15 protein-coding genes are annotated in these 21,782 nt (G+C 59.5%); 8 read left to right on the top strand and 7 right to left on the bottom strand.

The window, feature by feature from the left end:
- The first annotated feature begins 874 nt into the window (after positions 1-874).
- Positions 875-1,210: a hypothetical protein gene (locus ACTHQV_RS16535; RefSeq protein WP_440491835.1), complete on the top strand. Its 336-nt coding sequence runs from the start codon at positions 875-877 to the stop codon at positions 1,208-1,210.
- A gap of 176 nt (positions 1,211-1,386) precedes the next feature.
- Here ACTHQV_RS16535 and ACTHQV_RS16540 read toward each other — a convergent pair whose 3' ends face one another.
- Genes ACTHQV_RS16540 through ACTHQV_RS16555 form a run of 4 tightly spaced genes read right to left on the bottom strand, consistent with a single transcriptional unit; the run spans position 1,387 to position 8,369 of the window.
- Positions 1,387-4,359, bottom strand: a complete 2,973-nt coding sequence (locus tag ACTHQV_RS16540; RefSeq protein ID WP_440491836.1) for a patatin-like phospholipase family protein — start codon at positions 4,357-4,359, stop codon at positions 1,387-1,389.
- Positions 4,356-5,624: a hypothetical protein gene (locus ACTHQV_RS16545; RefSeq protein WP_440491837.1), complete on the bottom strand. Its 1,269-nt coding sequence runs from the start codon at positions 5,622-5,624 to the stop codon at positions 4,356-4,358. Before ACTHQV_RS16545 ends, ACTHQV_RS16540 begins: the two co-directional genes overlap by 4 nt.
- A 37-nt stretch (positions 5,625-5,661) precedes the next feature.
- Positions 5,662-7,287 carry a hypothetical protein gene (locus tag ACTHQV_RS16550; RefSeq protein ID WP_440491838.1) on the bottom strand — a complete coding sequence of 542 codons (1,626 nt, stop codon included), beginning with the start codon at positions 7,285-7,287 and terminating at the stop codon, positions 5,662-5,664.
- Positions 7,287-8,369, bottom strand: a complete 1,083-nt coding sequence (locus tag ACTHQV_RS16555) for a hypothetical protein (protein ID WP_440491839.1) — start codon at positions 8,367-8,369, stop codon at positions 7,287-7,289. Before ACTHQV_RS16555 ends, ACTHQV_RS16550 begins: the two co-directional genes overlap by 1 nt.
- A gap of 615 nt (positions 8,370-8,984) precedes the next feature.
- On the opposite strand from ACTHQV_RS16555, the gene ACTHQV_RS16560 reads away from it, so the two are divergent.
- Both ACTHQV_RS16560 and ACTHQV_RS16565 read left to right on the top strand, forming a co-directional pair.
- Positions 8,985-10,544 carry a PAS domain-containing protein gene (locus tag ACTHQV_RS16560; RefSeq protein ID WP_440491840.1) on the top strand — a complete coding sequence of 520 codons (1,560 nt, stop codon included), beginning with the start codon at positions 8,985-8,987 and terminating at the stop codon, positions 10,542-10,544.
- Entirely contained in the window at positions 10,534-10,902 is a 369-nt protein-coding gene (locus tag ACTHQV_RS16565) for a response regulator (protein ID WP_440491841.1), read from the top strand. Before ACTHQV_RS16560 ends, ACTHQV_RS16565 begins: the two co-directional genes overlap by 11 nt.
- Positions 10,903-11,122: 220 nt before the next feature.
- Here the strand turns inward: ACTHQV_RS16565 and ACTHQV_RS16570 are convergent, their stop codons facing one another.
- Positions 11,123-12,475 carry a vanadium-dependent haloperoxidase gene (locus ACTHQV_RS16570; protein ID WP_440491842.1) on the bottom strand — a complete coding sequence of 451 codons (1,353 nt, stop codon included), beginning with the start codon at positions 12,473-12,475 and terminating at the stop codon, positions 11,123-11,125.
- Between the two features lie 833 nt (positions 12,476-13,308).
- Between ACTHQV_RS16570 and ACTHQV_RS16575 the strand changes: the two genes are divergently transcribed.
- The 5 genes from ACTHQV_RS16575 to ACTHQV_RS16595 all read left to right on the top strand — a co-directional run bounded on the left by ACTHQV_RS16575 (position 13,309) and on the right by ACTHQV_RS16595 (position 18,139).
- Positions 13,309-14,069, top strand: a protein-coding gene (locus ACTHQV_RS16575) for an IS5 family transposase (protein WP_440491843.1) whose coding sequence is annotated in 2 segments (ribosomal slippage) — positions 13,309-13,642 and positions 13,642-14,069 — 762 coding nt in all. Because the reading frame shifts where the segments join, the coding sequence is not laid out codon by codon here.
- Between the two features lie 943 nt (positions 14,070-15,012).
- The gene (locus tag ACTHQV_RS16580) at positions 15,013-15,711 is read left to right on the top strand and encodes a hypothetical protein (RefSeq protein ID WP_440491844.1); all 699 of its coding nucleotides are present in this window, start codon (positions 15,013-15,015) and stop codon (positions 15,709-15,711) included.
- Complete coding sequence (locus ACTHQV_RS16585; protein WP_440491845.1) at positions 15,711-16,613, top strand: hypothetical protein; 903 nt, start codon at positions 15,711-15,713, stop codon at positions 16,611-16,613. Before ACTHQV_RS16580 ends, ACTHQV_RS16585 begins: the two co-directional genes overlap by 1 nt.
- Before the next feature lie 49 nt (positions 16,614-16,662).
- Positions 16,663-16,971: a multiubiquitin domain-containing protein gene (locus ACTHQV_RS16590; protein ID WP_440491846.1), complete on the top strand. Its 309-nt coding sequence runs from the start codon at positions 16,663-16,665 to the stop codon at positions 16,969-16,971.
- The gene (locus ACTHQV_RS16595) at positions 16,946-18,139 is read left to right on the top strand and encodes a ThiF family adenylyltransferase (RefSeq protein WP_440491847.1); all 1,194 of its coding nucleotides are present in this window, start codon (positions 16,946-16,948) and stop codon (positions 18,137-18,139) included. The genes ACTHQV_RS16590 and ACTHQV_RS16595 overlap by 26 nt, the downstream gene beginning before the upstream one ends.
- A gap of 609 nt (positions 18,140-18,748) precedes the next feature.
- Here ACTHQV_RS16595 and ACTHQV_RS16600 read toward each other — a convergent pair.
- Together ACTHQV_RS16600 and ACTHQV_RS16605 are read right to left on the bottom strand one after the other, a co-directional pair.
- Positions 18,749-19,138 carry a response regulator gene (locus tag ACTHQV_RS16600; RefSeq protein WP_440491848.1) on the bottom strand — a complete coding sequence of 130 codons (390 nt, stop codon included), beginning with the start codon at positions 19,136-19,138 and terminating at the stop codon, positions 18,749-18,751.
- A gap of 21 nt (positions 19,139-19,159) precedes the next feature.
- Positions 19,160-21,073, bottom strand: a complete 1,914-nt coding sequence (locus tag ACTHQV_RS16605) for an HWE histidine kinase domain-containing protein (RefSeq protein WP_440491849.1) — start codon at positions 21,071-21,073, stop codon at positions 19,160-19,162.
- Positions 21,074-21,782 lie beyond the last annotated feature (709 nt).

Here is a 21,782-nt window from a genome sequence, read left to right on the forward strand (position 1 = left end):
CTCTCTGCGCGCGTGAAGCTTCAAACGCAGCCTGCAATGCCAACGACATTGCCATGCGGTCGTTGACGTCCCCGACAAGCGGTTGCGCCATCCAAGTTCGCAATGTGCCGGAACTTGATGGATCCAGCGCTTACTAAAGTTCAGGCCAGCCACAGGATCTTTCGGTCCGCTGGACCGAAAGATCCTGTGGCCCTTTTCGTCGGCGTTGCGATTTTCGAAGCTCGATCCTACAACCGGAGCGTGATCGAGCGGCGCTTCGCGCGTTCGAACTTGGCGATGAGGAGGTTTGGGTGTTCGGTTCTTCGGCATGCCAGTTCGCGCTTTCGAACGTGGATGATCAATCGCTGCCGCCGGTCGAGCCATTTTCGAAACTTCGTCCTCGGAAATGCACATCTCTCCCATCCTTGGCTCGCAAGCGGGCGATGGCCGCTAGCCGGGGAAAGCCCGAGGGCGTCGAATGTGGAACCCTTGGCCGAGCGCTACAATGCAGAGCCACCCGCGATCTGAACAGGAACTATGACACATCATCGCGAAACGCGACGTGCGCCCAAGTTATTCAGGATGGCCTCCCATCCGCGGCGTGCATGCTTGCCACTCGTCCTGACGTATCGAAGCTGGTGCCGTCGAACGTCGGCAATGAACGGTTGCGAATGACCGTACCGACGTGCCCTCGATCCCACTTCTGGCGTACCAGGGGCTTTCGACGTGCTGGCTACGACTGTCGTTGAGGAGCGTGGCGACAATGCGAGTGCCCGGATTGATCGTCGCAATGGTCGCGACAGGGATGGTTGCTGCAGCCGCTGATGGCGCAGTAATCTTGCAGCCCGAACGAAGACCGGCTCGTAGCCGATCCAACGAGCTCCCGATCGAAAGGATGACCTTTGCCGAGGTCGAGCAGGCAAAATTGACAGGCACGGGCTGTACCTGGCTTGGTGGCCCGGACCTGTCGCGGAGGTTCGCTACGAAGGAGTATCGCGGGGTGTTGAAGCGCCGCGGTCAGATCGTCCCGCTTCGACCTGCGCCGGGTGCGAAGGAAGTATTTCCCTACACCTATCACCAGTGGGTCGGTGGGGGCATGACCATCATCGTTGAAGACACCGGACGGATTGTGGGGCGCGGTCCGGAAAACGTGGAGACGATCGCGACGTTGAGGCTGATCGAGAACGGGCGCAGCCGCTCTTGGGCGGGTCGCCTCAACTGCGGGTCGTAATTGGGTTCGGACGTGGCGATGCGGACCTCAGTTTCATCATGCTACGCAAGTTCGCCCAGTTCTATCGATATCGCCGCGTGGCCTCGGGCGGTGTCAAACCACGATCCCGGCGTTTCCCCCTTCTGCGTCCGGAAAGACAATCCTTGGGCATGCGATGTGTTCAAACCGCATGCCATTCACGTGAACCTTCGGACGAGCTTCGACAAATGAAACAGCAGGACGCGTATCCAACGTTCGGCTAGTTGGGTTTGGCGAAAATCGGCTACGTTCCCATCGAGGCTTTCGTTCTTTGGCTGGCGTACCCATTCCTTGCCGAACCAGGGAGTGAGTTTCGTATCCACAGGCACAAGCCTTCCTGGTGACCAATGCTGGCGACTGGCAGGGGCTGCAAAGACCAGGTCGGCGATCATCATTCCCAGCCGATAATAGCTTTCCCACTGGGCCTCGTCGAAGAACTGGTCGCCGGTACTTTGTTGCGGAAACGCCGCGTCGACGCGATTGTAATCGAGCAGGTCGGCGAGCTCGAGACCACCCAGCCTTGGTTTAATGAGGATCATCGTGCCGAGGTAGGCGTCCCTTCCGGGACGAGATGGGGCCGTGATCCGGGCCAAGGCAGCGTAAGGGCCACGGCTGCTGCTGCCTTTATGGAAGCGGACCAGGTCGCTCAATTCGCCGAACATCATCCGCGTGGGTGTGCCCTTGCCCAGGAGCTTGTCCAACTCGGCACAGGGCATGAAGTCCAGCTCGGCTTCGAAATCGATCCGCAGCTTCCTCGTCAGGTTGACGATGTCGCTGAAGTCATAGTCCGGATCCGCACCATTGTCGCACGCGACGATCAACGGGACGCGGCGGCGGACAAGCTCGTAGACACCCGTGTTCTCGAAGTGGCCTCCGTCAGTAAGATACCAGCGATGATGGAAGATGCCGCCGAAGCGCGCTAGGAACTCGCGCAGCAGATAGCGTTGGGTCCATTGGGTCGGCAGTAGCGCCCCGCGTTGGGAGAATGGCTTCCACCAATAGCCGAGACGGAGATTGGCAAGTCCTGCCAGCAGCGAGAATCCAGTCGACGTGTAGGAGCCGAGCGCAGTGGAAAAGGCGGCGCCGGAGATCGCTATCCATGTCGACATAGGCAGGTCCGAGACGGCCCTAAGCGATCTGACCGCCGATGCCGCAGGCGTGTTTTCGAAACGGATGCGTACTCGTTCCTCACCTACGGTAGGAACGAGGTAGCCAGCCGGCGATAGCGTCATCGGCCGACCCTTGCGATCGCGCTGCACCAAGGCGGATCCATCACCGCGCGTCTCGGCGATGGTGACATTGATGAGGTGCAGGGGCGCGCCGCTCCCCGGGCTGTAATACTGTAGAGGGGTGATGTCGTCGCCGGGATCGTCCCGATCACTCGGCTTCCGCAAGTCGACGCGACGGGGATTGCTGGCGCCGAGATAGGCACGCCGCAACCGTCCCGCATAGAAGCCGATGAACGACGAAAGGTTCAAGAAGCCAAACGACAAGCCGATACAGCTGGCGATCAAGGCAAAGAAGATCGTGGTCGCGGCCAGAGATCTTACGGGAGACGCTTGGATGATCGGTTCACCGACCGTGCCGACGGGCTCACCCCGCCATGCGATGTAGTCCGCGACCATCGCCCAAAGCGACAGGATCGTCAGCACGAGCAATGCTCCCACGAGCAACGCGATCCAGTGTCCGAAGCGCCGCAGCAGGACTGGCACCGAGCCGAACCGTTGAAGCACAGCGAGGATGCGCTGCAACACCGGAGTCGCTGCGGCAAGGATTGCCGCGACTGAAAGCGGTGCGGCGACGCTCGTTCTGTCCTGCTGGAGCAAAGTGTACATCGATTGCCCGATCGTATCGACCAACGCGAAGAATCCTATGATCAACGTCCACGTTACTACAAAAGTGGCCCAGCCGGTAATGCGGTTGCGTACACGATCCTCCTGTTCCCTAGGCACTGCCATCGCACCGGCGCCGCTGGCCTTGGTGAGAAGGTAATCGCGAAATTCGGCGGCGATGTAGAACAGCAGGGCGCCAGCACCCAGTGCCGCAACGACAAGCGACCGTCCGGAACCTCCGGTCCATCGGTCTAGACCGACGCACACAAGGACGATGATGACCGTGCCGATCGTCGCGGCACTTTTTAAGGTCCGCCATAGGCGCGATTTCTGAATGCCTTCCAGTCGCGCGAGCCAATAGGCCCAGCTCAGTGCGACCGCGACGCTGAGGCACGCCATCGCGATTGGCCACAACGAACTCAGGATCCACGGTTCCGCCGGGTAGCCCCGCAACCATTCGACCGGCCATAGCCACGTCGGCCAACCTGCCTCCGCTAAGTCACGTTCGAACGACTGCACCCAGCTGCACGCCACCAGCGTCAGCTGCACAGTCTTCCCGAACAGGAACAGCGCCAGCAGCGAGAGGCCGATCACGAGCTGCACTGCAACCCAGTTGCGGAAAGCCATGACCGCGATGCGCAGAGCGTCGCCCGCACCGCCGGGCATCAGATAGCGTCCGCCTTCGCGCAGCTGGCGGATGGCGGCGGAACCGAACGTCGTGCCGAGCGGGTCGTCGGCAGCCGATGGCGACGTCCACGACTTGCTGTCCCCTCCCCTTTCTTTCGGATCGGTGAATAGGCTTGCGTAGAACGCGCCGACATAGCTTCCACCGGATACCGTCGACAGATAGTCGAACTTATGGATCAGCTTCAGACGGCTGAGACCTCGCAAAATTCCCAACGAGAAGGTGGCCGAGCGTATCCCGCCGCCGGAAAGGGCGAGCCCGATCCGCCTGTCCTTCAGGACGTCGACGAACGGTTGACCGCCATTGGAAGGTGGAACGCCGTTCGGAGGTGGAGCACCGTTGGCGGCTGGATCACTACCGACGGGTGGCGGGCCAACGAACGGTGGATCGAGTGCCAGCCTTCTACGGCGCGCAGCGACGTATACAAGTTCGGCCGCTTCGATCGCTTCGCCGTCAGAACCTTTCTCTGCAGCTCTGACCGCTTCATAGACCGGATCGTTCTTGACCGCTTTGACGGCGTCATTTGCCAGGTTGTCTTCGCGAGCTTCGCGTGACCCGCCGTTCGGGACGGGCTTGACGAGATTGACCGGACGCCAGATCTGCCACCAGCTCATGGTATCGCCTCGATCTCCATGGCGTCCACGCTCAGGATATTGACGCTACGCTTCGTGCCGCGCCGGGCTCGAATCCATGCCTTGATCGATAGTCCTTTGCCGGAGCGGACGTCGGTCGCAGGCACCGCCAGCGAAAGGCGCTGCGCGACCATCGAGCCGCTGGAGGCCCGGATGACCGCGCGGGCGCGTCGGCCGTTGACGAGAAATTCGACCTGACCATCCGCGCGATTCTCTTTCCTGACGGACCAGACGAAGGTTACCTGGGTCTTCAGGTTCGCAAGCATCACCTTGTCGCGCAACGGAAGGAACAGGTTGACGTCCTGCCCTGCTTCGCTGGGGAGTGCGCCGCTGGAGGGCGACGCTTCGAACTTGTCGATTGCGATCACCGCAGCTTTGCCACGTGCGCGCCACTTGCCATCGAACGCCTTCGCGGCTGGATACAAGTCGTAGATTTGGGCAACCAGCGGCCGTGCCACCACTGCTACGGGTTTTTGGACGAGCACAGGCATCGAGAAGGTTGCCAACACGACCCTGGCGGCAGCTGGCGCCTCGCGTCGTGCCTTCGCCGCCGCTGGTGTCTTCGATGGTACCGTTCGTGGACTGCGGCGAACGAGTTTCTTCGCTTCAACGAGAAATTGCCCGGTAGACCCTGGCTGCCGTTCGTTCGAAAGCTCGTGCGCGGCGGAAGTCGCCGTGCTTTCATGAGCGACGAGTGCGACCTCTTGGACCTCGGCGGCGATCGGGCACTGTTCGGAGCATTCCGCCTGCAGCGTCAGCGCGATCGAAAGTCTGCGATCCGCTCCGATCCGCTCGGTCGGCACTGAGAGCGCCAGCACGCCGTCACCGAACGGGTCGGTCGCGACCGCTATGCCGGTCACACCGTTCACGTCGGCGATCAACCGTGCACTGCCATACGAGCGGCGCGCGAGGCGATGTGAGATGCGGGCAACGATCCTTGAGATCTTGGGCGGATCTTCCATTCGGAAGGATGTTTCTGCAATGGTGCAGGACGCCTGTCGCTCCTGCAATTTCTGGAAGTCGATGCGAAGGTTGGGACTGCGAAGCCGTGCAACACGAGTTCCAGGAGGAAGCGACGTTTCGGCAACCAGTGAAAGGGCTGCCTGTTCGCACCCGGCGCTTCGACGACCGCCGATAACACCACCGTCCGGGACTGCAGCAGGCGCGGACGCAACGGCATGACCAATCTCGTACGCGCGGCCCGGAACGGACGTTGCCGCAGCGAGCATCAGGACCGGTCCGAGCATTCCTCAACTCCTCGCCTGCGCGGTTTTCATCAGCGGATCATGGTCTTGTCGGCGGGCTGGATGGAGTGGACGACGCTGCTATGCCGTCCTGCATTGCGGCGATCACTGCGAGATGATCGCCAAGCGCGGCGCGTAACGCTTCGATTGCCTCACTCGGCAACTCGGCCTTGCGCCGTTGCAACCGGTCGAGCGTGTCCTGACCCATAGCTACCTTCGCTTCCGCTTCGGTGACGGCAGCCGTCGCCTCGTTCAGGGCGTTACGGGTTTCCGCCGTGTCGGACGCGTCCACTGCGACCTGTCTTGCTATCCTCGCCTGCGTCTTTTCCGCCGCGTCCTTCGTCGCGCCTTCGATGGCTTCCGTCTGTGCGGCGATCTCCGTGTCGAGACCGCGCCCGCGCGTCGCGAACCGTTCCCGGATCGCTGCGATCCGAGCAACCGCTCGGTCGTGCAGCCCGCCGACATCGAGTCCCGCAACGGTGGCGTTGCCGCCGGGCACCTGTCCGGTGGCCAACTGATTGGCGAGCGCAGCCATCCGGCCGGCCTGCGCCACCCCTTCCGCACCGCCCCCCGTCGCTGCGTTGGCTGCCAGCTTGGCGGTGGCCTTCAGCGCGGCGTCGGTGACCTTGCGATAGGAGGCCAGGAGTGCCCGCGGGTCGTTGCTGAACGACTTCAGGTTCCAGTTGCCTAGATCGTCCTTGATGAACGCCATCGACACGTCGCCCTGGCCCGACGCGTAGACCTCGTTGACCTTCTCCCAGTAGAAGTCGGAGGTCAGCCGTTCAGCCATACGCACCCGGTCCTCGACCCGCATGACCTTGCCGTCCGGGTCCCCTGCTTTGAGCCAGTGGAACAGCTGAACAAAATCGGTTGGCCGCGCGCTGCGCAGATAATCCCCGACCGGCAGATCGCGCGCTTCTATCCCCTGTCCGATCTGCTTCTCGAGCACCCCGATCCGCCCCTGGATCTGGTTGCCATATTCGGATGCGATGTACCCGAACCGGGTAAGCGCCATCCTCACGCGCTGGTCCTGGGGTACGTAGGCGACGTGGCTGTTCGCCTCTCGAAACGCAGCGGTGCGCATCATCGACGCCAGGTTCTCGACGGCGAGGACGATCGTACCGCCTTGGCATCGTAGCAGATCAGGCGTGCCGTCCTTTCCCGGTTGGCACGCTGCAAGCGCTTCGTCGAGCACTCGGTGATACGTGCCGAGATGCTTCCAATCCTGCTCGAATTTCGTGCATGTCTCAAGCGGCAGATAGACGGCGGGGCCGACCGTCCTGCTGAGCGTCGGCGTATTGAAGATGTAGCAGGCTGCGCCGATCACGTCCCCGCTGCTGTCGAACGCGCTCTTCAGCATCGCACAATCGCGGGGATCGAAATGACGGACCGTTGGCGTCTTGCCAAGTTCCACGAACCGGCATTGCGCGTCTTCGACATTCCCGAACTGAACCTTGATGCTTTCACGCCAATCCACCGTAGCGCGAACGAGATCGGCCATTACGGCGACCATCTGCCCGACCTGCGCCCCCGGCGACACCGACAAAGGCCCCTTGTAGACCTCCACCTCGACTCGCATCGATCCGGCGCCATGCAGTGAGACCGGTTCGTGACGGGTACAGCCGGCGCAGAGCAGTGCGGCGATCAGGACGAGGAGCGTGCGCATCAGCGGGGTGCCGTTCCAAAGGTTTCGAGCGTCGTCGCGAACAGTTCGTCGAGTTTGGGCGCGGTATCGCCGCCGGCCGCGATCCGGCCGGCCGCGGCATCAAGACTGCGCTGCGTTTCGACGATGCGAAGCGTCTCGCGCGCAAGCGGCAGAAGCTGCTCTGCCGGGTTGGTCCGCCCATTGACGACCCTGCCGGAATATTCGGTCAATGTTTCGGTCAGCGGCTTCGCACTGGTATACATTGCCAGGACCAGTCGTTCCTGCTGGTTGAAGGGTCGCATCCCTTCCGGTCCCATGATCTGAAACCCCTTGGTCAGGACGGCATTGGCCGGACAAAGGGGCGCATCGCCGCTACCCGCTGCAGAAAGCGCCTGCCTCTTCGCGGCCTCGTCGATGGCCGCACGCGCCTCTTCCACTGCCGCCTTGGCGATTTCTTGTGCCGTCGCCGCGGCAGGCGGCGTCGTAGGACGGCCTTCGCCTGGCGTCAGACTGGCGAGCAGCATGTCGATGCGGTCGAACCGCTCCTTGACGGCAACGCTCAGCGGGGCACGCAACGTGCCTGTGTAGTCCTGCAGCGCGTTCGTCATCGCCGTCTTCAACTCGGCCTGGACGAGAGCCTTTTCCGGTTCGGAAAGGGTGGCCGACCGTTCCAGCAGCTTGCTGAGGGACTCGAACCGGCTAAGGGCAGCGTCGGCATCGGCACGCGCCGCCGCTGCAAGCGTCGTCGCGCGACGGTCGGCGGCGGCCAGATCCGCTTGTGCCTTGGCATCGGAACGGCTGCGGACGACGTAGCCGTTGACGTCGCCGTTGTAGACGACGTCGACACCGAACGGATCGATGTCCTTCTCGCTCAACACTCCGGATTCGAACTTGATGTTGCTGCCAAGCGCGGACGCCTTACCGGTCATGCGGTAGCGGTAGAGGGTATCGGTCTGTGGAACGATGGTTCGATACTGAGGCGCACCGCTCCCGCTCCCGACCGTGGTATCGGCCGACCAGCAGAAGTCGAACACGCGGAAGTAGTAGGTCGTCCGAAACCGAACATTGGTGTCGACATTTTCTGGGTCGGTGCCGCGGGTCACGTGCATGTGGTTGGGTACCGAGCACGCTGGCAGCACTACCATCGACGCCAAGGTAGACAACACGGATGATCGCGAACTGCGTACCGTATAGATCATATCGCCACCCCTGTTGCCAACTTGCGAACGCAAGTGTCTAACGTACCGAAACGCGCGAGCTCGACGTAGATTGAGGATAATCGGAAACATCGGGCGGGCGACATACTCCAATTAGGGTATGGATCGCGGTCGCCGAAACAGTGATCGGTCTGCCGGGGTTGCTTCTGGACGAACTGTTCGATCCGCAATATTCAGTCGGTCGAAGCAGCCTTTGAGAACTGCGACGATCTGTGAAACGTGAAAGATGCTTTATCAGCCCGAAAAGAGGATTCGTACTAGCTCTACTGTATAGCGCTATAATTCACTGCCGGCTCGCAATTGATCGGATTCAAGTTAGAGATGATTTTGCTACATTACGATTTTTACCGATTCGAGGCGCCATATCGGGCGCCTGGCAACATAATAATTCGTGCGAATGCAAGAAATATCACTTGCATGTAATTCACGAAAAATGGCATTCTAGCGCTTCGCGTTACACGTTCCTTGCGTATCACATGAACCATCAGGCAGCGTGGGGTAATGGCGAGTTCGAACTATTCCCTTAAGCGTCAGCAGGCTTTAGCTGAATTCGGCGATTTCGTTCTAGACAACGAAGGGCTTGACGAGGTCCTGCAAGAAAGCTGCCGGCTAATTGCGTCCGCATTGGGCGTGGATTTTGCGAAGGTGATTGAAATATTCCCCGGCAAGGAAGTTGGGTTTGTCCGTGCCGGCGTAGGCTGGCGGCCCGGGGTCGTTGGTCACGAGCATGTCAACCTTACTGACCGCTCGTCAGAGGCGTTCGCGGTTCAAATGGCGCAACCGGTCATCTGCAACGATATCACGCGAGAGACTCGGTTCACATTCGCACCATTCCTAAGCGATCACGGTGTCGTTGCCCTGGTCAACGTCCCGATCCTGCTGCCTGGCCGTGTGCCGTGGGGCGTTTTAGAGGTGGATGCCCGCGAGCTGCGCGAGTTCGGTCAGGACGATGTAGATTTCCTGAAGACCTATGCGATGGCGCTTGGCCCGGTCATTGACCGGGCTCGCGCTGTTGCGGGTCGAGAAGCGGCTCGGAGCAAACTGGCGGAGAGCGAGGAAAGTCTCCGAACTTTGATACAGGGCATGCCGCAACTCGTCTGGCGAGCGACCGGCGAGGGTTGGTGGACCTGGGCTAGCCCGCAGTGGCGCGCACTTACTTCCCAGAAAAAGCACGAGGGCCTTGGGCAGGGCTGGCTACAAGCAGTGCACCCGGATGATCGGCAGGCCGCGCGCGCGTCCTGGCACGAAGCGATCCAACGAGCTGACTTCTCGGCAGAATACCGGATTTATGCTGCCAAGGAGGGGCGATACCGCTGGTTTCAGACGCGCGCCGCACCCGTGCGCAACGAGACCGGCACGATTGTCGAGTGGCTGGGCACCTCGACCGATATTGAGGACTTGCGTCAATTGCAGGAGCGTCAGCAGGTTCTAGTCGCGGAGTTGCAGCATCGTACTTTCAACTTGATGAGCCTGGTGCGCTCGATCGCCGACGCAACCATGCGCTCCAGCGACACACTTGCGGATTTCAAGCCAAAATTTCGAGATCGAATAGCAGCACTAGCCCGGACGCAGCGGCTTCTGTCACGCTTGAGCGACGATGACCGCGTCAGCTTTGAGACCCTTTTGCTAGGGGAGTTGGACGCAGTAGGCGCGCTGACTGACGAACATAGGCGCGTTACGTTCGCTGGACCTGACAACATCGCTTTGCGATCAAGCACAGTACAGATCCTGGCGATGGTCTTACATGAGCTGGCGACCAACGCTGTAAAATACGGGGCACTCGGTCAACATGACGCCAAGCTTGCTATCAGCTGGAAATTGGAAGCCGAAGGCTCAGAAGAGCCTTGGCTACGAATAGATTGGATCGAAACTGGCGTCGTCATGCCTGTCACTGAGCAAAGTTTACGAGGCACAGGCCAGGGCCGTGCGCTCATCGAGAACGCTTTGCCGCACCAGCTAAATGCTAAAACCAAATATGTGTTGGGCTCGGAAGGCGTTTGTTGCTTCATCAAGATTCCGGTATCAAGCTACGAACGCATCGAGGTCACCCATGCCACTTAGTGACTGTCACATTCTCGTCGTTGAGGACGAGTATTTGCTTGCGCGCGACCTGCAAATCGAGCTCGAAGACGCTGGCGCGATCGTGATCGGTCTTGAAGGATCTTCTGAGTCCGCTTTGGACAAGATCCGGAATACGGTCAAGATTGACGCAGTTATTCTCGACCTGAACTTGGGCGGTAAGAATGCTTTCGGAGTAGCTGACGAACTCATGGCTCGTCAGATACCGTTTATATTCGCAAGTGGGTACGATAACTACGATGCGATGCTACGGTATCCTGCCGCCATCAATTGCATGAAACCGTACAGCGCAGAACGAGTAATTCGCTTGTTGAAACAGGTTTTGGCACCTCGGGTATAGCAGCAGGATACTTGCGTTGCCTTATTCAAAAAGTTTCTTTGGAAACGCAGTCGAGTTGTGAACCCTAGCTGGGAACGGGGAGCGCAGACATGTGGCACACTTGTAACGGGAACGATAACCGCTAGAAGTGCACATTGCTGCGATTGCTACTCTACTGTCCCTTTCTCACCCTTTCCTGTCTCGCTTCATTGTCCTCTGCCGATTTAAATAATTCACCACCTTAGCTTCGGGAAGCGTCGATTGTCGCTGCCGTAACGCCTAGCGACGGAGCGATTTGGTTCGCGATCTGTACGCCGAGCCATACGCCACCTCGCTTTCCAAGGTCCTGCGGGCTATGCGGCACGCCAAACTCGCCATCCGTATCGCCCCCGGACGATGATGCGATCGTCACGCCATCGAACTGCCAATGCACGCCAAGGAATACGCGGCTGATCGAATTGTCTATGATGGCCGCCCAAAGTGAATCGTAGGTGCGCGCGATGAGCGAGCGAGGTAGACCTGACTGGGGGCAGACATTTCGACCATTATACTCGTCTGAGGCGAAGGTGAACCGAAGCGTGTCGGTTCCGTCCGCATTGAACTGCGCAGCACCTTGCTGAACGAGGAACAATCGCAACAGGTGAAAGGCCGCGGCGCCGAACGTTGCGTGGCCGGAGGGATAGGCGGGAAAGTCGGGTGTCAGTGCGACGCCGGTGCCGTTGGTATCGGGCCTTCCGTAAGGTAACCAGCCGAGCCGTCCGGCGTGAGGGATCCCAAGGGCAGGACGCCAGAGCATATGGTCGGGCGAGTATTTGTAATGCCATGCGTCGATGCCTGCATCAGCCATCGCGATACCTACGCCAGCGATAGCAAGTAGCTCTTCGTCGGTGTTCAAAACTGGGTTCTTGGCGTGCAGTTGGTCGAGAATCGCGAGCGCCACCTGCATGTAGAGGCGCGGCGGTGTCCCGATTTCCGGAGGGCCGTCGTAGCCCCAGAACACGCCGGTCACCTCCTCCTGTCCTGTTCTCGTGCCGCGCTGGAACCCGCCCTTCTCGGCTACCAGAGCAACCTCCTGCTGATACTGGGAATGGTTGCCATCGAAATCTCCCGGCGCCGGCCCCGTCCGGCCCGCTGGCGGCGCGAACGGCGCGACCCGCGTTGCCTTCAACGGCTTGGCGTCACCCCAACCGTCGCCGGCGAACATTTGGTTGGGTGAGTTGAATGGCCGGTTGTGGTCGTACGGTGCCTTGGGCTCATATGGCCTTTCGGCCTTCGCGATCTCACGATCGTTTAGTTCGACCGACATGCCATTGCGTGTTGCCGGGTTTGTTAGGCCATTGATGAGATCGCCAATGCCCCGTCCCTCAACTTCTTCCGGTCCGCTTGCGCCGTTTCGAAACAGGTCAAGCCAAGTCTCCCATAACGGATACAGGATGCGGGCCTGGTTAGGGTAGCGGCGCGCGAGAAGCTGATGGCAAGCCGCTGCCGCACGGAGCGCCTTATCGCCACCTGCGAAAGGACCTGTACCAGTGACCTTGTACAAAGCGCCTAAGCCGTTGCCGGCGTAAGCGCACTGAAGGGCGGCGGTCGCCATCCCCAAAGCCCGCGCTGAAAAATACGGCCCCCTTTGATCACCTGGTCCGAATGAAGGGGTATGATCACGACGATTGCACTCGAGCGCGGCATCGATCCAGAAGCGTAGTTCGCTAGTAGCCGTTGGCATAAAGTGTCTCCTGAATAATAACATTGCAGCTAAACGTCGATGGACGGTTAGTATCAACGGAACCGCAGGTTGCGCAAAACAAACCGGGACGGGCATCTACGCATGCTAACGCTCGATACTAACATTCCAAAATGCCTACTAACGCCCATACCGTAGTCCATTATTGATTTATGAATGCTCCGCCTGAATATTGTGGCGTGATAACAATCTACCGGGCGCCACCACAGGACGAACAACAACGGACAAAAATGGATATAAAAGGCTTGCTCTTCGAACGGGTCGGACGGCACTGCTGTCTTCACAAATTCAATATGCGCCAAGCTACGTCACAGGCCTGACGCTAACGCTCGCCATCACCGCGTCTTTCGAGCGCCCTATTTCAACCCTTACTGCACGGATGCGCAAAAGTGAGGACGTATATAACTGAACGACTCGAATACGATACTACAGGTACGATGATAGCACAACTAAATCGACGCGATCCCGTCTATTCATTGCTTAGAATGAGAATGATTCCTCCACATACCCGAAACAGAGTATGCTCACATCATGAGGTAGATTTGGATCACATCCTCATGGACAAACCTACGATACTCTAAGAATAGCGTGACTGGGGCGCAACGCAGTAGTACTAGGCTCAGGACCTATTAAATAGCTTGCGTGACAGGTGGCTGGTTGATTCATTGGCGGTGGAGGAACCGCCGATGAGTGACCTGTTCTGGCTGACGGACAAGCAGATGCAGCGAATCGAGCCGTATTTTCCGTTGTCGCATGGAGTACCACGCCTGGATGATCGGCGGATCGTCAGCGGGATCATCTTCGTGATCCGCAACGGCCTGCGCTGGCGGGATGCACCAGCGGCTTACGGTCCGCCCAAGACGATCTACAACCGGTTCATCCGCTGGAGCCGGATGGGTGTCTTCAACCGGATCTTTGCCGGACTGGCGGCGGCAGGTGGGCCACCGGATCAGTTGATGATCGATGCCACGCATCTCAAAGCGCTCCGGACGGCGGCCAGTCTGCTCAAAAAGGGGCTCTTCCCCGATGTATCGGGCGCACCAGGGGCGGCCTGAACTCCAAGCTGCACGCCGTCTGCGATGATCGAGGACGCCCGCGCGTCATGCTGCTCACCGAAGGGCAGATGAGCGACTACAAAGGCGCAGCCCTCATGTTCGAGGCGATGCCACCCGCTCCGGTGCTGCTGGCCGATCGCGGCTACGATGCCGACTGGCTCCGTCAGGCGCTCGCCACGCGTGGCACCGCTGCCTGCATCCCGTCACGCAACGGCCGCAAGGTGCCGATCCCGCACGATGCTGCCCTCTACCGACGCCGACACAGGATCGAGAACATGTTCGGCCGCCTCAAGGACTGGCGACGCATCCACACCCGCTACGACCGATGCGCACACGCCTTCATGTCCGCTATCGCTCTCGCTGCATCCGTCATCTTCTGGATCAATCAATGAGTCCTGAGCCTAGGCAGGAAACGATAGTAAATACCTGTTTTTATTGTTGCCACCTTCCGTCGGGCCAATATAACCTTACTATGTGCCGAGGAGTAGCAGCCGAAACGTGAAAGAAATTGTGCGGGAAGCGGACGGCTGGCAAACCGACGGGTAGATGCATCCTATTCTTCTTCCCGAGGACCGGCGATAGCCCTGATGCAATGTACAAAACGAATGTCCAGCGTGCTGGTGAAGCAGCTGATCTTGGGCCAGCCGTACCAGGGAACCTTTGCAGCGGCCTTTCGCAACAATGGCATCGACAATTCTGCGGTTCAATCAACATGGCGGACGGCGTCATCGATAGCGCATGGAATATTTCGCCCGCTCGCCTGCATCGTCGCCTTACCAGGACGGCCGAGACGAAGTCGATCGCCATCATTCCCAACAGAATATTCGGGCCGCCAACAACGAACATTCGAGTACGAGATCTTTATCTGAGCAGGACGAAACGATGTTACGTCGGCACGTTCGCCGGACCGCGTGACGGGCGAATATAGCTGAGCGTTAACGACATAGTACTGCCTGTTGGCCGACGCTTCTGTCTCGACAACCAAGGCGCGGCCCGAGTGCGAATCAGTGCGGCTTCAGTACAATCCGGCATGCCCCTCAACCACCTCGGCCTGTAGCGGCTATCCTTGGCATGTCCTGACGCTCTTCTTTCTCGGGGGAAAGGGCCGTCGTTACTTACGGTGCCTAGAACGCAGGAATGAAGTTATCGGCTGCGGTATCGCCAAGACGACCTTCGCGTGTTTGAGGGGAGCTTACCACATCGGCAGGACTGTGATTGAGAGAACGCAGAAGCTTGTCGAAGCCGTATTCGAACAGTCATCTCGTGCGCCTCGTTGGCACTCGCGTGCTCCGCCAATCGGCTGGCGATGATTGGGCCGATCACTAGATTACCGGCATGCAGGATGATGAATTTTCGGAACGCACATCGAACTGGCCTGATGCTGTCGGGACTGAGCCAACCACTATCACCGTTGATTTCGAACCCCGCATAGATGAAGGAAGCACGTCGATCCGGTTCGTAAAGGTAATTCGTTCGGGTGATCTAATCGCACTCGAAGAGATGGTCTGGGAACAGGATTTCGCGAACCCTCGCCTTGCTCAGAACGTGTTCGACTGGATGTTGGGATATCGGAATGACTGGCCATTGTGGGGGCGGCTTACCAGTCTGCTTGGCCCTGGACAGTTGATTGAGGTCGCGAAGGCCAGGATCTCGGCACTCCGAGTTAAGCGGGCCGCCGAACTCGTAGCGAAGCGCAACGAGGATCGAACCAAGCGGGAGCTGGAAAAAGTGATCGAAAGCTACCTTGTCGAGGATGCCGGGCAGTTCGGCATCGATCTGAGGAGGGGCGGTCACGACGAAGCCTTCTTCACTATCTGGTTCCGCGAAAAGTGGGAACGGGAACGGTTCCGCGATTGGTTTCGTACGCAGCGGCATCGGTTCGTAGCGTTCGCCGCGATGTTCGATGAAGAAGGCGCAGGGCGGCTCGAGCGTAGACTGCTTCGTGAGATGCAGGAGACGGAAATCAGGATCAAGCGCGCCGGCTTGGGCGCTGGCGGACGCAGACCGTTGCGCTTCTACCGGGGAGAGGAATGATGAACGACATGCAGCCATTCGTCCCCGGAGCAAGAAGGGGCGGATACGGCGCCGATATCGCTACGATGGTGATCGCGACGCAAGGCGCGTCACGATCGTCGGCATTCGATCTAGGGCGGCCGCTGCTCCTGCTGGGAGGACAGTGCCTAGGACCATGTGGCATCGTAGCGCAATTGGCCATGGACTGGTTGCCGAGACTGACGGATCTTTTAGGACAGTCCTGTCGCCGGCAATTGTCATTGCGACGCCTGTGGTTCTGGCTGCCGCCCACGGCGCTCATCGGAGCGACATCGAGTGAGGCGTATTTCGTCGCGCGTCGAATCGCCCGACTGGCCGGCGTTCCACTTCTCGTGATGGACGCAGGGAACCTACGGCCAGATGACCTTCGTCGCTCCGATCTCCCCGGCCCTGATCTGCTGCTACCACCGGATCCGGTGGTAGCGGTCGCCGCAAGCGGCTGCGCCAATCCGCTGGTGCTAGTGCTCGGCATCGAACATGCGCCCGAACGGACTGCCACAGAACTGGCCGACATGCTGGATCGGAAAAGCGGCGCGCGGTGGTTCTGTGCATCGTTGGGAGCCGTCCTTGATCTCAGTGCGGTCACCTGGATGGTGGCGACCTCGAACGAGCACGCGCTGCAGACTGATCTTTATACCCGACTGACTCCTGTTGGTATCGCGGTTCCTCGAGATCGGGCTCCCAGAATGGCACGTCTGCTGGCAACGGCCTTGGAAGTGATGGCTGATCAGGACGTCGGACCGGGCGAGGTCAAGGCACTGCTTGCGACGATGCTGCAGGACGGCTCGCGCGCTTGGGACCGGTTGTCTCGTTCCGATGCGGACGATCTTCGCGAAGCGATGACGCGAGAGCTTCTCAGCGTAGCGTACGCCTCAGCCGACTAGACGTGCGCGCAGAGCACACACTTTCCGATTTATAGAACGGAGCATTTGCATGAAGGATCAGGAACGCACGCTCGTACCCGTGCGGGGACGGCACAGTGAAATCGCACAATATGCCGATGCCGGAAGCCGCGAGATAGTTGTGAACGGTCGACGTCACGTGATCAGGCGAGAAAGTGTCAGCTACGACGAGGTCGTCAGGCTGGCGTTCCCGGACATGAGCGGATCGGAAAGGTCTTGCTTGACCGTCACGTACCGTGGCGGGCCGCTGCATGCGACCGAGGGCCTGCTTACGAATCATCAACGTACGCCGGTGGCACAGGGGGAGACCTTCGTTGTCGGTCACACCATCGCATCGTAGCGCCGATCTCGAACGGCTGCGGGACGAGGGCTACGACGTAGCCCTCGTCGGAGGCACGTTGTTCGTACGGGGCATTCCCTATGTAACCAGCGACCGTACCGTAGCCTACGGAACGCTCGAAGTGGCGCTTCGGATGGAAGGCGACGTCACGCTTCCACCGCGCGAACACGCGGTGCGATGGCGTGGTCATCGCCCAGTAGGCGCCACCGGCGAACCTCTTCCCGGAATAAACATCGCCGAAATCTACGGACAGGCCCAGTCTACGGACACGTACATGACGCTGTGTCACAAGCCGTTTGGTCGCGAGTTCCGCGACTATCACGAACTTGTCACCGGGTACGTCTATATGATGGGAAAGCATGCCACCCTGCTTGATAGCCACTGCACGGCTAGAGGAAACGGTGGAGTGTGCCGAGACTACAATCCGGCCTCTCCCTTCCAGTACGTCGACACTGCGTCGAGCAGAGCCGGCACGCAGGAGTTGACGCGGCGTCTCGAGGGTCTGAAAATCGCGATCGTGGGCTTGGGCGGGACCGGATCGTACGTCTTGGATCTAGTCGCGAAGACGCCGGTGGCGTCGATTCACTTGTTCGACGACGATACGTTCGACCAGCACAATGCCTTCAGGGCGCCTGGAGCCGCCTGCCCAGAGGAGATTGCGCTTCGACGCGCGAAGGTGGACCACTTCGCGGCGATTTATTCGCGCGTTCACCGTGGGATCGTACCGCATGCTGAACGCATGCAGCGCGGGCGGCTCGGAGCGCTGGACGGAATGGACTTCGTCTTCCTGTGTATCGATCAAATCGGTCACAAGCGCGTGATCTGCGATCGACTTGCAGCCGCCAACGTTCCGTTCGTCGATACCGGCATCGGGCTGCAGATCGGTTCGGAAGGCCTGTCCGGCCTTGTACGCGTGACGACCAGTACGAATGGCAGACGGGAGACCGCTCGGCGCTGCATGCCAGGGGGCCGCGGCGGGACGGACGATGCGTACCGCACGGCGGTGCAGGTAGCCGATCTGAACGCATTGAACGCAGCGTTAGCAGTCATCAGATGGAAGCGGTTACTTGGCTTCTACCGCGATGAAGTCGACGAACATCAAAGCGTTTTCGAGGTGGATTCCTGCCGAATGTATTCGACTACTGGTTACGACGATAGCGAACGTTGATGGTCGAGACTTCAGCGCTTGTCCTGTTCGTAGCATTATCTGCTTCGGACATTGACCGTCTGGAAGTTCACGCCGCTATCGTCCTGCAAGGAGAAGTTCGCTTCTCAACGACCGAAATCGTACGAGCCATATAACGCTCAACTTTCTTTCGACGATCCTGAACTAATCGGTAACAAGGCTTAAAAAGTTCACTCTAACCGCTAAGACAATAAGTATATCCGCATCACCATTTCTATAGAAGAAATCGCACCTATTTACAAAACGCCAAACTTACTGTTCAACGCTAAGAACGCTTAACTCCTTTAAAATTCTCGCAAACAATTTCAAACGCGAGATTGCGTATTACGCCGTCAACCTGCTTCAGGTTGTTGTTGGAGTACATGCGGACCGCCTCGCGGCCTTCAGCCCCGGTTCCTTTCATCGTCTGTATCACGATACTTCTTATCCCTTCATGTTCGCTCGGCCTCATCGCCGCACTAATACAGTTTGCCTGCAGACAGATACGAGCCTGGATCAGTACGGATCTTATTCTCGACCGCAGGAGTCTTGCCAACTGGAGCGACGGCGCTGTGCTACGCCAGTCGGGAAACTGCAGGGTTCAGGCTGAACCTACGCCGCCGTTTGGTTTGCCATCCGATGCATGGCCGCCACGATTTCTCGACGCCTGATCGGCTTGGAATGAAACTCTGCGCGAACCGGCAGATCGAGGTTCGCTTTGGCATGACTCGCAGCGGTAAGGATGATTTCGATCGGAGGCCACCGGTCCCGGATCGCCGCGGCGACTTCGATGCCCTTCACGCCGCTGGGCATGTCGAGGTCCATATAGACGATGCGGATATCTGCACGAGATTCAAGTATGCGGATGGCTTCATCGACGCTGGTTGCTTCGACGGCTTCGAACCCGGCACGTTCGACCATGTCGATTGCGTCGATGCGAAGTATTGGTTCATCCTCGATGATAAGCACCGGATGGCGCGCGATCGGCTGTGGCTGACTCATAAAATCCGTTTCGTCGCATCCTCAGCCCTGCTGCACATGGGACAGCGGTGCACTCATCTCGACTGTAAGACCTAACGTACCGTACCGGAGCTTAACGCCTCCCGAGCCGGTTAGTCCCATGCGGATGAGCCGTGATCCGAAACCCTTCCTTTCAGGCTCCAAGGCTCGAGGCCCCCCGCGTTCAGACCAGCTCATGTCGAGAACACAGCCTTTCTCGCCGTCCCGGACTGCCCAGGCAATTGTGATCCGTCCCTCCGGGACGCTTAGAGCACCGTATTTCACAGCATTGGTTGCGAGTTCATGAAGGAGAAGAGACAAAGACATCGCGGTCCGCGAGCTGATCTGGACTTCCGGTCCGTTGAGAAGGATGCGACCTCGAGCGATAGTCAGGAGCACCGCTTCGGCGACCTCACGAAGACCGGCCGCCGACCAACTCCGGTTCACCAGAACGTCGTGAGCGGCTGAAAGTGCCTTGAGCCGCTCGCTGACTTCGTCAATTGCGCGCTGCTCGGCCTTACCGACCAGGGTTTGCGTCACGATTGCCTGCACGACGCTGAGCGTATTCTTGATTCGGTGGGTCAGCTCGCCATTCAATACCTTTTCCTGCTCGTCCGCACGCAGCCGTACCACAGACTGCCGAACCCGGAACGCGACGTCACGGATGAACTGGACCTCACCTTCGGACCAGGAACGCGGTTCGCCCGTACTGACGTATAGAAGCCCGACAAATCGACCACGTTCGATGATCGGCGTATTCACGAACGCGCGCGCATGGCGCTGCTCGAGAGCGCGAGCAAAGTCGCTGGTTCGAGGGTCGTCGCGGCAGTCGGAGATCACGACGGTCCGTCCGGCCTTCAGATCGTCGACATACGAGCCGAAGTCGCGGAGCTGCAACGTCCCTGCAAGCGTCGTCGCACCATCCATGGTCCAGTCGCGTTCGACTGCAACCGTCTCGGCGTCTGCATCTACGTTACCGTAGCCCACCAACTGCACGCCAAGCGTTTCGCCGACCAGCACGTTGGCCGCCAGCGCCATATCTTGAGCCGAATTCGCGTCCTGCAGCCGATCGGAGAGCGCGATCAGCGCTGTCTGTCGACGTTCGCGCAACACACGTTCGGTTACGTCCGTGAACATGATCGTGAAACGGTCGTCGCCGGCATATTGGCCGACGCCATCGTACCAACGAGACAGCAGACCGACCTGTCGTGTGAAGCGGACCGGCTCCCCAGCCTCAGCGATGTTGGCGAAATCCCGGACCCAGCCGTCCTCTATGCCGGGGAAAACCTCCCGGATCGTCCGGCCGATCACGCATCCTCGTTCGATGCCGACCAGCTCGTACCAGGCGTCGTTGACTTCCTCGTAGCGCCAGTCGACGACGGCGCCTTCACCATCGCGCAGCAGCTTGGCGAGGATGAAACCTTCCTGCAAGGTTTCGAAGATAGTTCGCCACTTTGCCTCGTTACGCTCCAGCTGTAGGACGGCCTTGTCGCGCTCGCGCTCTGCAACCACGCGGCCCGTGGTCTCGAGCGTGACGTTGAGCAAGCCTGCGACTGCGCCGTCGTCGTCGCGCACCGGCGAGTAGGAGAAGCTCCACCACGTATCTTCCGGATAGCCGTTGCGCGTCATCGTAAGCGGCATGTTCTCGAAGGTCGACGTCTCGCCGGCGTATGTGCGGTCTACCAACGGCTGTATTTCGGACCAGATGTCCGGCCACACATCCTCGAAACGAGCCCCCAACGCCCTTGGATGACGTGCTCCGAGCATCGGTACATAGGCATCGTTGTACAGGAAGGTTCGCGACGGCCCCCATGCAAGGCACATGGCGTGGCCTGAGGCCATCATCGCATCCAGGACCGTTCGAAGGCTATGTGGCCATAAGGAAGGATTTCCTAGCGGTGTAGCACTCCAATCCGTCGCGCGCAGCAGTTCCGCCATGCTGCTCGCATGCGTCTTACCATCACACTGTTCCGTCACGTCCCCGCCCGTACCGTTGTCCTGGTTGCATAGCGACGCCGCATCGGCCCCCCGGGCGGCATCGTCTAGCAATTAGCGAGAAAACCGGAACTCGAAAAGCTGCTGAACCGGCTTTCGTCCGGATCGGTACGCCGTCTTCGATAAGTCCACGTTGCCCTTGCGCATGAATGGAACGGCTTCGCGCACGGCGCGATCGTCAGGCCATTGAGTAGAACGCGCTGCAATCCACCTCGATGCAACGGCTTTGGATGCACGATCCCGGCGGATTACAGAGCTCACAATCCTCGGGCGTCGCGCTGATGAAGATTGCAGGCACCTTCCCAGGTTTGCTGTGAATTTCCTGAACCGCATTGGACCGGCCCCTTCGAGCAAACGGACATCCGAGGTGATTAGGTCCGGATGCCGGTCGAGTGCAGCGTCTACGGCATCTGCTGCGCCGCAACGATTTCGAACGAGGCCGCCCCCGCCCTTTCCAAAAACTTTTGGATCGTCGGTGCGATCAGAAACTCATCCTAGGTGATCGATACCCGACACATAGAAGCAGGCGATCATCTCGTTTTCTAGGGTACTAGAGCTCGACGTCTAGTGGGCTGCTCCGTTCCGTCGTTGGCCGAACGGCGAGGCAATCTCGGATCCCGGACGCGCAATCCCCACCGCTTATTGGACTTAT

This window comes from Sphingomonas sp. SAFR-052, assembly GCF_051965015.1.
Taxonomy (GTDB): Bacteria; Pseudomonadota; Alphaproteobacteria; order Sphingomonadales; family Sphingomonadaceae; genus Sphingomonas.